The following is a 15426-nucleotide window of genomic DNA, read 5'->3' as shown; positions in this document are numbered from 1 at the left end:
GGTAGACGCCATTCCCAGACTAACAATACTTTTAAAAAATTTAATCATATTAACAGGTCGCCACTTTATTTCCGCTCTACCGCATACACATACTCCACTGGCGATAATCATCCTTCAGTGAATTTGCAAGCGCCTTATCGTTTAACTTATTGTCATTCTTATGACCATAAAAATCATTTTTGCCTTATATAGGCGTTATTAACAGGCTATCAATCTCTTTTGATCCTGCCAGCCCTGTAATCGGCGAAACTACGAACAGACGAAGCAATGGATGCCGCCATTTTTTTCCGCCATTGCGGATTCGTTATCAACTTTTCATCCTCATTATTCGACAAATATCCAATTTCAATTAAAACAGAAGGAACATCTGGAGCTTTTAACACCTGAAAACCGGCATAACGATGCGGATTATTAATCAACAATATATTGTTATTTTTAAAATTCGAAATCAGGCTATCGGCAAAATTGACAGAAAAACTGTGGGTTTCACGTCGGGTTAGATCAATCAGTATATCAGCTATTTCAGGCTGTTCATCCGGCGGCAATCCATCAAGAAGATCTGCCTTGTTTTCTCGTTCGGCCAATAATTTGGATATATCATCGGATGCTTTGTCAGAAAGAGTATAAACGGTGGCGCCGCGTAAATCACGCACATTAATTGTATCTGCATGAATAGAAATAAAAAGATCGGCACCATAGGCACGCGCTTTCTGGACGCGCTCATTAAGCCTCAGAAATACATCACTATCACGTGTTAAAAACACATCCAGCCCGGAAGTTCGCTCCAATTCATCACGTAGTGATCTGGCAAAAGCCAGCGTTACGTTTTTTTCCAGTATATCGCTTAGCCCCTTGGCACCGCTGTCAATGCCACCATGGCCTGCATCAATGACAACACGGAAATCATTGGCTCCCTTTTGTCTGGTAGTATCATCATTTTGTAAAAATGATTTTTGATATTGCCTGACTGCTTTATCAAAGGATGCGCGATCCGTTTTTTCTATATCTATAATCAGTTGCCATAAACCACCGTCCAAAGCCCCAATCCTGGCATTATCAATATTGATATAACGATTGGCGTGTAAAATAATGCGCGAGCTGGCATTTCCCGTAGCGCCATATCGTACGGCATTAATCAAGCCATGCGTTGCAACAGTTTCAGCCGGATTAACAAACTCCATAGCATCCATATCAATAACAATCCGTGTCGGATTTTTAAGAAGCTGGATCCTATAATCAGGTCTCTGATTGAAAACCGTAACAATCCGTAGCCGATTATCGTCGCCAACAATACGAAGACTGATCATTTTCAAATGATCATTGTTTTTTTCTTGAGCATCCAAAGACGTCACAAAAAAGGCGCCTAAACCAACCAATAAAAGGCAACAAAGAGTGATAAAACGTTTTATCAAAACCATTTTTTCCGCCAAAGCATCACACCGAAAAGGCTCTGTCCAAATATTGCTACTTGTCATAAGCATAATATGCCAATAAAAGCGTATCGTGGTGAATTGGTCATCGAATCGAATGTCTTATAGTACATTCTTCCCTTGCCCATCAACCTCTAGCGGCGCAGGCATCGGCGAACAAGGTTTATTTTACCTATCGTTTCCGCAGATGACCGCGCTTTTGAATAAAGTTTCGTGATCCGGCATAACCGGATTTGAGAAAAACCGTTTTGTGGAGACAGCGCAGGATTATGTCTTTTCCGGCTATATCGATATACAGCTCTCATTTGGCTGCGATCACCGCGAACTTACCGCGCTCTTTATCTATTTTTTCTGCAAAACAGCCATTTAACGGCAGACATCGCGCCATTTCAAACAGCTTTGATCATACAAAGCCTTTGCTTGCTTTATCGCGCGTCGCCTTCAGGATTATTTACAATGTCAAACAAAATGCTTATCGACGCCTCCCACCAGGAGGAAACACGGGTTGTTGTTGTTCGTGGAAACCGAATTGAAGAATTCGATTTTGAATCTCAGCACAAAAAACAGTTAAAGGGAAATATCTATCTAGCCCGCGTCACAAGGGTAGAGCCTTCTTTGCAGGCTGCTTTTGTCGAATATGGTGGCAACCGTCATGGTTTTTTAGCTTTTTCCGAAATCCATCCCGACTATTATCAAATTCCGGTTGCCGATCGTCAGGCTCTTATTGAAGCTGAGGAACAGGCCGCTATTGAAGATAATGAAGAAGATGACCTGATCGCTGAAAAAAGCGCTAAAAAGAAACGCGGGCGTCAACCCAAGAAAGCAACAATAGCAGAAGACGTAGAAACCGATACGCTCCATGAAGATGCAGAATCTGTTGACGTTGAGCCTGATGAGGACAACGAAAATAGTGAAGACAGCATTGAATCAGTCGGCGCCGGTGATGCGATGGAAGAAGTGCCGACACAACGATTCCAGCGCAAGCAATATAAGATACAAGAAGTTATTAAGCGCCGCCAGATTTTGCTAATCCAGGTAGTCAAGGAAGAACGTGGCAATAAAGGTGCGGCGCTTACAACCTATCTGTCGCTGGCCGGACGCTATTCCGTACTTATGCCCAATACAGCTCGTGGTGGCGGTATTTCACGAAAAATTACTAATGTACAGGATCGCAAGCGCCTTAAAGATATTGTCAAGGAACTTGAAGTCCCCAAAGGCATGGGCGTTATTTTGCGTACAGCCGGTGCCAATCGTACTAAGGTCGAGGTTAAACGCGATTATGAATATCTAATGCGTTTATGGGAAAATGTTCGCAATCTGACACTTCAATCGACGGCACCTGCCCTTGTCTATGAAGAAGGTAGCCTGATCAAGCGATCGATCCGCGATCTTTATAATAAAGATATTAGCGAAATTCTTGTAGCCGGAGATGAAGGCTATCGCGAAGCTAAAGATTTCATGCGCATGCTTATGCCAAGCCATGCAAAAGTTGTTCAGCCCTATCGTGATCCCTACCCTATTTTTGCCCGTAATGGCATCGAAACACAGCTAGATAAAATGTTGCAGCCGCAAGTCACATTGAAATCTGGCGGTTATCTTGTCATCAATCAGACTGAAGCACTTGTCGCAATCGACGTTAACTCTGGTCGCTCGACAAAAGAACATTCAATTGAGGAAACAGCCTATCAGACCAACATAGAAGCGGCAGAAGAGGTTGCCCGTCAATTACGCTTGCGCGATTTGGCCGGTCTCGTTGTTATCGACTTCATTGATATGGATGAGAAACGCAATATTCGTGCTGTTGAAAAACGGTTGAAAGATTGCCTAAAAGATGACCGCGCCCGTATTCAGGTCGGTCGTATTTCCCATTTTGGTCTTATGGAAATGAGCCGGCAGCGCATTCGGGCTTCCGTTCTTGAAAGCACAACCCAGCCCTGCACCCACTGTGGCGGTACCGGGCATGTGCGTTCAGATTCTTCACTGGCCCTTCATGTCGTTCGTACGATTGAAGAATACCTTCTACGCAATGGCCATTTTGACATTACGGTCCGTACACCTGTTTCTACCGCTCTTTATGTTCTCAATCATAAGAGAACAGTCCTAGCGGATCTGGAAAAACGTTTTGGTCTTGTTATCAACTTCGAAACAGATGAAAGCGTTGGAAACCAGCATCTTATTATCATCAAGGGGGCTGAGGCAACCGGCACGCCCGCTGCACCAATCCAGCTTCTGCCGGTTGAAGAAGAAGACCCAATCGAGGATATCACTTTCGAGGACGAAGAAGAAAACAACGAACAGACAGAATCACATCGTCCGTCGAGAAACCGCCGTCGCCGTGGACAACGTGGCGAGCGCCATTCTGATAATGAAAACGGGCACAACCAGAATATTGAATCATCTGACAGTGAACGTGAAGAGGACCGCCGCCGCCGTCGTCGTCGTGGACGTCGCGGTGGACGCCGCAATCGGGATGGTGAATTTGATCGTCGTCGTCTTCCCTATGCAGAACCAGTCGGTGCATTTGCCGAACAGGCTCTGCGTGAAGTACGCGAAGCACGTCGCCGCCGTCATGCACCAGCAGCTGAGCCTGTCGGCAACCTTGATACATTTATTGCACCTGACCAAGTTTCTGAGCCTAAGACACAAACAAAGGCCAAGAAATCACGTCGCAACAACAAGACAGCACCATCGACACAAGAGATAGTCGACATTGCTGTTGCAGAAACACCTATAGAAAACATCAGTGAAGAAGCGCCTAAAAAACGTGGCCGCAAAAAAGCTGCACCCAAGCAGGCAGAAGTCACAATTGAAGTAGAATCTGATATTAAAGAAATTGAAGAATCTGCCAAGAAAACAAAAAAAGCAGTAATTAGACGCAGTAAAAAAGCAGCTAACGAGACAATAAAAGATCAAGAGCCTGCAACTAACTCAACAATTGATCCTCCCAAGAAGACTACGCGCACCAAAAAAGCTGCATCTAAAAAGACAACAGAAGAAGCTATAAGCGAACCCGTTGTCACATCTTCAAACACCGAACCGGAGGCCGAAAAGCCCAAGCGTGCCGGCTGGTGGCAAAGAAAAAGCTTTTTCTAATAAGTCTAAAAATATGAATAGAGAGACCTTGGGTCTCTCTATTCATTATCAAATATCCCATTTAAAATTAATTTTTTTGAAACCCTTGCAGAACAATAATGGAACATATAGTGTATGTTCTTGTTTTGTTTTCATTGATTCTGTTGGGGACCATTATGCTGACACGCAAACAACATGAGCTTTTGTTGTTCATTCATGACCGCATGAAAGAGACGGGCATTCCCCCTTCTTTCGATGAAATGAAAGAAGCTCTTGATTTGGCTTCAAAGTCAGGCATTCATCGCTTGATTACTGCTTTGGAAGAGCGTGGCTTTATACGCCGTTTGCCTAATCGTGCTCGAGCATTGGAAGTTGTACGTCTTCCTGACTCCATTGCTCCAGGCTTGGCACCAGCTGGTGGTTTTCGTCCTAGTCTGGTTAAAAACACTGCACCTGCCCAAACCAAAATGGCAATGCCTACCGATATGGAAGAAGCTGCCAATGTCAATGTTCCCTTGATGGGACGCATTGCTGCAGGTGTTCCAATCTCAGCCATAGAACATCAAACAAATACACTTTCCCTACCTGCCGATATGATTGGTGGCGGTGAACATTATGCGCTTGAGGTTAAAGGCGATTCCATGATTGAAGCCGGTATTTTTGATGGTGATACCGTTATTATTAAAAAATCAGACACGGCAAGTCCAGGAGAAATTGTAGTAGCCCTTGTTGATGATGAAGAAGCAACATTGAAACGCTATCGTCGCAAAGGAGCGTCCATAGCACTAGAAGCCGCCAATCCTGCTTATGAAACGCGTATTTTTGGGCCAGACCGGATTCGCGTTCAAGGAAAACTTGTTGGCCTGATCCGACGTTATTAAGACTACTTTTATGACGATGGGCATTTATTGCTTGCCTGTTTCCTATGTGTTATGGGCAACAAACGAATTTTTCACTTGCCTAACCGGTTTCTATGTCAGGATAACTCATGCCTTCACCAAGAATAAGTTTTGTTTCATTGGGCTGCCCTAAAGCCCTGGTGGATTCCGAACGTATTATTACCAGCCTGCGTTCTGAAGGGTATGAAATATCCCGTAATCATGAAGGTGCGGATCTTGTGATCGTCAACACTTGCGGATTTCTCGATTCTGCCCGGGATGAATCATTGGCTAATATCGGTGAAGCCATCAAGGAAAATGGTAAAGTTATTGTAACAGGCTGCCTTGGTGCCGAGCCTGATATTATCCGTAAAGCACATCCCAGTGTTATGGCGATTACTGGCCCGCAAGCCTATGAAAGTGTGCTTAATGCAGTTCATGAAGCCGCGCCACCCATCCATGATCCGTTTGTCGACCTTGTGCCAGAACAAGGAATTCGCCTGACGCCCCGCCACTATGCCTATCTCAAGATTTCCGAAGGCTGTTCCAACAGCTGCAGTTTCTGTATTATTCCGCATCTTCGCGGCAATCTTGTATCTCGTCCGATCGCAGATGTATTACGCGAAGCAGAAAAACTCGCTAAGGCAGGTGTCAAAGAACTGCTTGTCATTTCACAGGATACAAGTGCTTATGGCGTTGACTTAAAATACGCTAGTAGCACGTTTAAAGATCGTGAAATACGTACTAAATTTCTAGATTTGGCTACAGAACTCGGTGAAATGGGCATATGGATTCGTATGCACTATGTCTACCCTTACCCGCATGTTGATGATGTTATTCCTTTAATGGCAGACGGCAAGATACTTCCTTATCTTGACATCCCCTTCCAGCATGCTTCACCAACAGTATTAAAAAACATGAAGCGTCCTGCCCATCAGGAAAAAACAAGCAGGCGCATTGAAAAATGGCGAGAAATCTGCCCAGATCTTGCTTTGCGCTCTACCTTCATTGTTGGCTTTCCCGGTGAAACAGATGATGATTTTGATATGTTGCTGCACTGGTTGAATGAAGCAAAAATCGAACGTGCAGGTTGTTTCAAATATGAACCTGTTCATGGTGCACCCTCCAACGCATTAGGATTGTTAGAGGTTCCAGATGACGTAAAGGAAATGCGTTGGCGCAAATTTATGGAAACCCAGCAAAAAGTTTCGGCCAAGCTACTCAGCAAAAAAGTTGGCAAACGACTGCCTGTCATCATCGACAAAGCCGATGGCACACAGGCAATCGGTCGCAGTAAATATGATGCACCTGAAATTGATGGCAATGTGCACATCACATCACGCCGTCCGCTGAGACAAGGGGACATCGTAACAGTAAAAATAGAAAAATCAGATGCTTATGACCTTTATGGTATAGCTGTATAAATAAAAGGAAAGACAATGACGATCACCAGACTTGAATCCAACAACCTTATGAGTGCAGTCGTTAGCTATAACAAGATGGCATTTTTAGCCGGACAAGTCGGGGAAAATGGTGGGGATATTACCAAACAAACACAGGACGCTCTGGCAGAAGTCGATCGCCTTTTAGCCAGTGTAAATAGCGATAAATCCATGATCCTCTCAGCGACAATCTGGCTGAGCGATATGAGATATTTCGAAGCAATGAATGCTGTATGGGAAAAATGGGTTGATCCTAACAATACGCCTGCACGCGCAACTGGCGAAGCCAAATTGGCGTCCCCTGATTATCTGGTTGAAATTATTGTAACGGCCGCCACACGCTAATAAAAATAAAACAACACGCTGGCCATAATCATTCTACATTATATGACAACCAAGGTGTTGCAGTTTTTGACATCATATCTGGATATCGGACAGAATGAGCGAACACGAAACGGTAAAACCGCAATTCTATTTGACGGCACCGCAACCGTGTCCTTATCTTGACGGGCATTTTGAACGGAAAGTGTTTACCCATCTTTCTGGTCCATTTGCCTGTGATATCGGCAACCTGCTCAATCAAGGTGGTTTCAGGAGATCCCAAAACATAGCTTATCGGCCAGTTTGTGAAAACTGTCAGGCATGCATATCCGTGAGGGTATGCGTTGCTTCCTTTTCCGCGGACAAATCAATGAAACGCATTGAAAAACGAAATCACAATATTCTCTCAAACCAGTGCCTTCCACTTGCAAACCCGGAACAATACATACTCTTTCAGGACTATCAGGACCATAGACACCCTAACGGGGGGATGGCCGATATGACAATGAAAGACTATCAAATGATGATCGAAGATACCCATGTAGATACAATGGTTATTGAATATCGCAATGATGATATGGGAGCGGCAAACGATTGCATGTCAAGCTCGCTAGTCGGCGTGGCCCTGACCGATGTTATCAGCGACGGGTTATCTATGGTCTATTCTTTTTATAGACCGTCTCTCTCTCAACGTTCACTTGGCACTTATATGATACTTGATCATATCAAGCGAGCACGAGATATGGGCCTCCCTTATCTCTATCTTGGCTATTGGGTCGAGGGGTCGCATAAGATGAATTATAAACAGCGCTTCAGACCACAAGAACGATTAATCAATGACCGATGGCAATATATAGAATAGCTGTCCTCCCCAACAGGGTTCTTTGTGCATTTACTTGCTTATCCATTGCGCGTATGTTCCCGAAAATTTTATGAATACATGCGTGAACCATGACCTCCATTATCAAGATATCAGATCAAAAACCTTTATTTGCCGGAACATCACGAGCTGTCTACGTACATCCTGACAATAAAAACCTGCTGATTAAAATACCGCTGCAAAAATGGATCAAAAAAATCTACGGCTATTCGACTGTAAAACGCTTATGGAAGGGACTTCATACCAATAGCACCAATATGGGTGAATATAGGGAATTTAAGAAATTCAAATCCCCTGAAGACCGTGCACATATTCTATCTATTATTGAATTGGCCCAAACAGATATGGGGCTGGGCATGGTCATGGAAGCAGAATGTGATGAAAATAACGGTTATGGCCATTCTATTGCGTATTATGCCGATAAAATTGACCTCTATATGGAGCAAATTGTCGATATTATCTCATGGGTGCGCCATACCCGCATCGTCGTGCATGATATGGATATGTCAAATGTTGTCTTGAGCTGGCGAACAGGTCAGCCGCGTCTGGTCCTTGTTGATGGGTTTGGAGAATCCGGCCTTATCAAGATAAGAACATTAAACCAGCATCGCAATCGGCTCAAAAACAATCAAGAAGTACGCTTTTTTCTTAAGCAACTCTACGGCGTAACAGGCAAACAGGAATTTTTGGATATGCGTGGTCCAGAAAAAACCGGATATGGAAAATAATAACAATGAATGCGTATCTTATCTGTTCAGGCGGCCTAGACTCAGTGACCCTTGCCTACCATCTCAAAGCCCGCAACGCACTTGGTGCAATTATCTCATTCAATTATGGACAAAAGCACAGCAAAGAAATGCAATACGCAAAGCTATGTGCGCAAAAACTTAGCGTTCCCTTTCATCTCATTGATATTTCAAATATTGGCAAAGCCCTTATCGGATCAGCCTTAACCGACAATATCGCAGTACCTGATGGCCATTATAGCGAAGAAACTATGAAGGTAACCGTTGTACCTAATCGGAACGCTGTATTTTTAACAATTGCTTATGCTATAGCGGCTGCAAACAAAGCGGACCATGTCGCCCTTGCTGTCCATGGCGGCGACCATTTTATCTATCCCGATTGTCGCCCCAACTTTATTTCGGCATTTGATGCAATGGAAAAACTATCACTCGACAATGCTGTCTCGCTCTATGCGCCTTATGTCGATAAAAACAAAACTGCCATTGTCCGTGACGGCAACGAAAATGGTGTTCCCTTTATCGAGACATGGTCTTGTTATAAGGGCGGAGAAAAACATTGCGGACGTTGTGGAACATGCGTTGAACGACGTGAAGCCTTTTTTCTTGCTGAAGTTGTCGATCCGACCGATTATGAAGATGAAGACTTCTGGCAAGAGACATTAAAAAAACATCAAGAAAGAGGCTGACGAATGAGTGAGAAATCCATCTATAACGGCTTGAAGCAGCTCGGCACAAAAACAGACTTACCGGCCTCTCCCAAAGAGGCCGTATTGGAAAAGGTTCCTAATCCGCAAGCCGATACAGCTTATTGTGTTCGCTTTACCGCACCCGAATTTACATCATTGTGTCCAATCACCGCACAACCGGACTTTGCCCATCTGGTTATCGATTATATTCCCGACCAATGGCTGGTTGAAAGCAAATCGCTTAAATTATATCTGGGCTCTTTTCGCAATCATGGCGCCTTTCATGAAGATTGTACCGTTGCAATTGGACGCCGGATTTTTGATTTGTTAAAGCCACAATGGTTGCGGATTGGTGGCTATTGGTATCCGCGCGGCGGTATTCCCATTGATGTCTTTTGGCAAAGCGGCAAGACCCCTGAAAATGTTTGGATACCACCCCAGGATGTTGCAGGCTATCGTGGACGTGGATAATTAACAATCCGCTCCAACAAAGAAACTTATCTTTTTGTTATCCTGAGAACTTTCCGCTTTTAGGAAAGCCTTTTGGCACCATGCGCCCTGCGCCAGCCCGAGTACCAATCCATTCGAGCAATTCATCTTTTGAACGTGTAAATATACGCTCTGCCACATCCGTCCAAACCAGACCATCGGCAATATTGAAGGTGCAAATATCGCTAATTCCACCATCCTTATAACGTTGCAGACGCACCCCCTTGCCGCGGCTCATTTCGGGAATCTGATCCAGTGGGAATACCAACATTTTTCTATTTTCACCGACCACAGCAACATGATCGCCCTGTATGCGTTTACAGATATAAGCTTCATCCGGCTGCTTAACATTCATAATCTGCTTGCCTTTGCGTGTATTGGCAACCGTTTCACTTTCCGGCACAATAAAGCCATTCCCCATATGGGAGGCAATCAACAGCTTACCTTGAGGCTCATGAACAAAGGACGTCAGAATATCCTGATCATTATCCATATCAACAAGAATACGGATAGGATCACCATGCCCTCGCCCGCCAGGTAATATATTCGCACCAATTGTAAAGAACTTGCCCGCTGTACTGACAACGATAATCTTATCGGTTGTATAGGCTGGGAAGGCTAGCTTCAGGCCATCACCTTCCTTAAAAGAGAGGCTCTTGTAATCTGAAAGATGCCCCTTCATGGCCCGCATCCAGCCTTTTTCGGATACGACGATGGTGACCGGTTCCCGCTCGATCATGGCTTGTTGGATATCTTCAATATCGTGGGTTGGTGCATCTTCAAAGCTTGTGCGACGCGCACCAAGCGCTGTATCGACCGAAAATGTTTTGCGCAAAGCGGCAATTTCGCCGGCAATGGTCTTCCATTGCCGGGTGTTGGATTGCAACAATGCTTCCAATTCCTTTTGCTCTGCAGTCAGAGAATCAAATTCTTTCTTGATCTCAAACTCTTCCAAGCGCCGTAATGAACGGAGGCGCATATTCAAAATGGCTTCGGCCTGTGTCTCGGTCAATTCAAAAGAGCGAATAAGTTCAGCTTTAGAATCATCTTCCTCTCGAATGATACGAATAACCTCATCCAGATTGAGATAGGCTATAAGATAACCACCCAATATATCGAGACGGCGAGCAATTTCATCCAAACGGTGTTGTGACCGGCGCACCAAGACTTCCTTACGATGCGCAAGCCACTGCTGCAAAACATCCCGTAAAGAAAGAACATTAGGCACCTTGCCCATTGAAAGAACATTCATATTCAATGGAATGCGCACCTCAAAGTCACTCAACTTGAATAGCGATTCCATTAATAGTTCCGGATCGATTGTACGGTTTTTAGGTTCTAATACGATACGTATATCTTCGGCAGATTCATCGCGAATATCTTCAAGCATTGGCAACTTGCGTGCTAAAAGCAGCTCAGCTGTTTTCTCAATCAGACGTGACTTTTGCACCTGATAAGGAATTTCGGTAACAACGATGACATATGAGCCACGTGCGCCTTCTTCCTTATGCCAGCGCGCACGCAGACGAAATGAACCGCGTCCTGTCCGGTAGGCATCGAGAATCTGCTCTTTCGGTTCAACAAGGATGCCACCCGTTGGAAAATCCGGCCCTTTAACAAAAGTAACAATATCTTCATTTGCTGCATGAGGATTGGCAATCAGATGAAGTGCTGCCTCACAAAGCTCTGCAACATTATGTGGCGGAATCGATGTGGCCATACCGACGGCAATGCCAGAAGAGCCATTGGCGAGAAGATTGGGAAAAGCACCAGGAAGAACAACAGGTTCTTCATCTTCTTCATTATAAGTGGGACGAAAATCAATAGCGTTCTCGTTAATACCCTCCAGCAAAAGGCTGGAAACCTGAGTCATCCGCGCTTCGGTATAACGCATAGCCGCTGCATTATCACCATCGATATTACCAAAATTACCCTGCCCATCAATCAATGGATAACGCACAGCAAAATCCTGTGCCAGACGCACGAGCGCATCATAAATCGAAGCATCACCATGCGGATGAAACTTACCCATCACATCACCAACGATACGGGCACATTTTGCATAAGCCTGATCGGGGTTAAGCTTTAAAAGCCGCATGGCATGAATAATACGCCGATGAACTGGCTTCAAACCATCCCGGACATCAGGCAATGCACGATGCATGATTGTAGAAAGTGCATAGGCAAGATAGCGCTCCTGCAAAGCAGAACGCAATTCGACTGTTTGTATATTTTGATCGGCTGCGGATGGAATCACTTCTTTTGACATATCTTCTCATAACAAGTGGGTGATTCGCCTGCAAGCCGCAACTGGCAAGCGTTATGCGCATTCTTGAAGTTATCAACGTCAACTGTTAGAACAAACCCGCTTTAAGCATCCCATAAATATTCAGGAGCCTTTATGTCTATTCTCTCCCGCTTCTCAACGCAACTTTCTTTGGCCGTTATTATATCTACCGGCCTGCCGACCCTATCCTATGCGCAACAATCTGTCACACCTGAGCAATTAACGTCAACGCTACAGAAATGGGCTGAAAAACGTGGCCAAAAACTGACTGTCGGCCTCTCTTCCAGCACTAACAATGAAATTGTTCTCAAAGACGTCGAACTGCAGGCAGAAGCGGATAACAACCCCAATGAATCGATGCGTGTGAGTGAAGTTCACTTTTCTGGTGTTTCACAGGACAATGGCACCCTCAAGGCCGAGAAAATTATTTTCAAACCAATAGAGGCCAATCTCGACGAAGGAAGAAAAATCAACATCAAGGGACTTGAGATCGATAATCTGTCTACAGATTTGAATAATGGCGACAATACATTATTTGCAGCTTCTACAATTGATGACATCAGCCTTTTAGCAGAAAATAAAACCATTGCTGTCGCCACGAATATCAATGCAGCACTTACAGATGATTCTGCAGATAGCCAAGTGACTGTCGAACATTTTATGGTTGAACCTAAGGCTGTATTACCATCCTTTGCTTATTCTACTTTTCAAGAACTTGGATATGATAAACTGCAAGGTTCAATGTCCGGTGTTTTAAACTTTCAATCAACGACCGGCGCAATCAATTTACGTCAAAGCAAATTACAACTCGATAATATCGGCGAACTCAACCTCCAGACCAGCCTTGCTATGACAAATGAGTTTAAAGAGCGGTATATAAAGTCGAATGGTAAAGTATTTCCCAGCCCACATGATCTTACTTTCAGCGAACTGACATTGAATTTTTCAGATGCCTCGCTCACCAATCGCGTGCTTGATTATATTTCGACAAAAAATGGACAGTCCCGCAAACAATTGACTGACCAGATCAAAGCTTTCTTACCCTTTATCGGTATGAAAATTCCTAATACACAATTCGTCGGACAATTGACAGGTGCCGTAAACAGCTACCTCGATGATCCGAAAAACATCACTATTCACGCCAAGAGCAAGACGCCGATTCTTTTCTCTGACATTGAAAAGCAGACCAGAGGAAAGCCGGAAAAGTTGGTTGAAATTCTTGATATCGAATTCAAAGCCAACCAATAAACAAAAAAAAGGCCGGAAAACCGGCTTTTTTTTATTCTTTTGTCTGTGGAATCAAACGAATTGAAAGATCTCGCAACTGTGCCGGCATCACATCGGATGGAGCGCCCATGAGCAGATCAAGCGCCTGCTGGTTCATTGGGAAAAGCGAAATCTCACGCAAATTTTTCACACCCAACAACAACATGACAATACGATCAATACCCGCAGCCATGCCGCCATGCGGCGGAGCACCATAATGGAAAGCACGATAAAGCCCACCAAACCGCTCTTCAACTGTATCCTTTGATAAACCAGCAATCTCAAATGCCTTGACCATTGTTTCAGGCAAATGATTGCGAATACCGCCCGATGCAATTTCAAAACCGTTACAGACAATATCATACTGGAATGCTTTAATTGTCAGCGGATCCTGCCCATCCAAGGCTTCTTTTCCACCCTGAGGCATTGAAAAAGGATTATGGGAAAAATCAACCCGCTTCTCGTCTTCATTCCACTCATAGAACGGAAAATCAACAATCCAGGCCAATTCAAAACGATCTCGATCAAGAAGATTCAATTCCTCGCCTGCACGAATACGAGCATTACCGGCAAAAGAAGCAAATTTTTTCGGATCGCCCGCAACAAAGAAACATGCATCACCATCATCAAGGCCCAGTTGCTGACGAATTGCATCAGTCCGTTCAGGTCCAATATTCTTAGCAATAGGCCCCGCTCCTTCCAGAGCATCATTCTCCTTACGCCAAAAGATGTAACCGAGGCCCGGCTGTCCTTCACCTTGTGCCCAGCTATTCATGCGATCGCAAAAAGCACGGCTACCGCCAGTTTTGGCTGGTATAGCCCATACTTGCGATTGCTTATCGCTTTCTAGAATATTGGCAAAAACCTTAAAACCAGATCCTCTGAAATGTTCAGATACATCTTCCATAACAATTGGATTGCGCAAATCAGGCTTATCCGAACCATATTTACGCATTGCCTCATCATAAGGAATACGTGCAAATTTCTGACTCACCTGTTTGCCATTCGCAAATTCCTCAAAAACACTGCGAATAACCGGCTCCATGGTTGACAGAATATCTTCCTGTTCAACAAAGCTCATTTCCACATCCAGCTGATAAAACTCGCCCGGCAAGCGATCAGCACGTGGATCTTCATCTCTAAAACATGGAGCAATCTGGAAATAGCGGTCAAAACCCGACATCATCAATAATTGTTTATATTGCTGAGGAGCCTGTGGCAGTGCATAGAACTTACCTGGATGGATGCGGCTTGGAACCAGAAAGTCACGAGCGCCTTCCGGTGATGATGCCGTTAATATTGGTGTACTGAACTCGGTAAAGCCAATATCCTGCATATGCTTGCGCATTGAACGGATAATTTCAGTACGCTTCATAATGTTGCTATGCAGTGTTTCACGCCGCAAATCAAGGAAACGATAACGCAAGCGAATATCTTCAGGATAATCAGGCTCGCCAAAAACAGGCAGAGGTAATTCTTCAGCCTTTGACAGCACTTCAATCTCACGAGCAAAAATCTCAACCTCGCCAGTCGGTAGTGCACTGTTTATTGTCTCTTCTGAGCGTGCTTTGACCTCGCCATCAACACGTATCACCCATTCACCACGCACCATCTCTGCTATTTTGAAAGCCGCAGAATCAGGATCAGCAACAATTTGTGTTATGCCGTAATGGTCACGAAGATCAATAAACAGAATACCGCCATGATCGCGGACACGATGTACAAAACCGGAAAGACGGACATTACTGCCCACATCACTCTTGCGAAGTGCTTCACATGTATGGCTACGATAACGATGCATTATGCCAACCTTTATAAAATATGTTGTAGGGCTGGAAGCCATACCCTAATATCTGCCGCAAAAGCGCATTTTGATCGCTATTTGTCAAGATATGCTCTCATATGCGCAATAAAAAATATTGTAAAAGA

Annotated in this window: 12 protein-coding genes; 9 read left to right on the top strand and 3 right to left on the bottom strand. The window is 44.4% G+C overall.

Features of this window, described 5'->3' with window-relative positions; genetic code table 11:
- Positions 1–209: 209 nt before the first annotated feature.
- The gene (locus ACYZ97_RS04390) at positions 210–1352 is read right to left on the bottom strand and encodes an N-acetylmuramoyl-L-alanine amidase (protein WP_473300259.1); all 1143 of its coding nucleotides are present in this window, start codon (positions 1350–1352) and stop codon (positions 210–212) included.
- Positions 1353–1886: 534 nt separating this feature from the next.
- On the opposite strand from ACYZ97_RS04390, the gene ACYZ97_RS04385 reads away from it, so the two are divergent.
- From ACYZ97_RS04385 to queF, 8 genes are all read left to right on the top strand, one after another.
- A complete protein-coding gene (locus ACYZ97_RS04385; RefSeq protein WP_473300258.1) occupies positions 1887–4523 on the top strand; it encodes an Rne/Rng family ribonuclease in 2637 nt (878 codons plus the stop codon).
- A gap of 155 nt (positions 4524–4678) precedes the next feature.
- A complete protein-coding gene (gene lexA, locus ACYZ97_RS04380; protein WP_473300257.1) occupies positions 4679–5383 on the top strand; it encodes a transcriptional repressor LexA in 705 nt (234 codons plus the stop codon).
- Between the two features lie 107 nt (positions 5384–5490).
- The gene (gene rimO / locus ACYZ97_RS04375; RefSeq protein WP_473300256.1) at positions 5491–6804 is read left to right on the top strand and encodes a 30S ribosomal protein S12 methylthiotransferase RimO; all 1314 of its coding nucleotides are present in this window, start codon (positions 5491–5493) and stop codon (positions 6802–6804) included.
- 15 nt (positions 6805–6819) lie between these two features.
- Complete coding sequence (locus tag ACYZ97_RS04370) at positions 6820–7167, top strand: RidA family protein (RefSeq protein ID WP_473300255.1); 348 nt, start codon at positions 6820–6822, stop codon at positions 7165–7167.
- 94 nt (positions 7168–7261) lie between these two features.
- The gene (locus tag ACYZ97_RS04365; RefSeq protein ID WP_473300254.1) at positions 7262–8005 is read left to right on the top strand and encodes an arginyltransferase; all 744 of its coding nucleotides are present in this window, start codon (positions 7262–7264) and stop codon (positions 8003–8005) included.
- Positions 8006–8094: 89 nt separating this feature from the next.
- Positions 8095–8751 carry a YrbL family protein gene (locus ACYZ97_RS04360; protein ID WP_473300253.1) on the top strand — a complete coding sequence of 219 codons (657 nt, stop codon included), beginning with the start codon at positions 8095–8097 and terminating at the stop codon, positions 8749–8751.
- Between the two features lie 5 nt (positions 8752–8756).
- Positions 8757–9455 carry a 7-cyano-7-deazaguanine synthase QueC gene (gene queC / locus ACYZ97_RS04355; RefSeq protein WP_473300252.1) on the top strand — a complete coding sequence of 233 codons (699 nt, stop codon included), beginning with the start codon at positions 8757–8759 and terminating at the stop codon, positions 9453–9455.
- A gap of 3 nt (positions 9456–9458) precedes the next feature.
- A complete protein-coding gene (gene queF / locus ACYZ97_RS04350) occupies positions 9459–9926 on the top strand; it encodes a preQ(1) synthase (protein WP_473300251.1) in 468 nt (155 codons plus the stop codon).
- 37 nt (positions 9927–9963) lie between these two features.
- On the opposite strand, the gene parC is transcribed toward queF, so the two are convergent.
- Positions 9964–12213 (bottom strand): DNA topoisomerase IV subunit A, encoded by a 2250-nt coding sequence (parC, locus tag ACYZ97_RS04345; protein WP_473300250.1) that lies wholly within the window; start codon positions 12211–12213, stop codon positions 9964–9966.
- 132 nt (positions 12214–12345) lie between these two features.
- On the opposite strand from parC, the gene ACYZ97_RS04340 reads away from it, so the two are divergent.
- Positions 12346–13479 carry a hypothetical protein gene (locus ACYZ97_RS04340; RefSeq protein WP_473300249.1) on the top strand — a complete coding sequence of 378 codons (1134 nt, stop codon included), beginning with the start codon at positions 12346–12348 and terminating at the stop codon, positions 13477–13479.
- A gap of 31 nt (positions 13480–13510) precedes the next feature.
- Here ACYZ97_RS04340 and aspS read toward each other — a convergent pair whose 3' ends face one another.
- Positions 13511–15298, bottom strand: coding sequence for an aspartate--tRNA ligase (gene aspS, locus ACYZ97_RS04335; protein WP_473300248.1), 1788 nt, complete (start codon positions 15296–15298; stop codon positions 13511–13513).
- Positions 15299–15426 lie beyond the last annotated feature (128 nt).

The organism is Bartonella sp. bp_1, assembly GCF_055808085.1.
The sequence above is the reverse complement of the archived record's forward strand: the minus strand, read 5'-3'. Positions and strand labels throughout refer to the sequence as shown.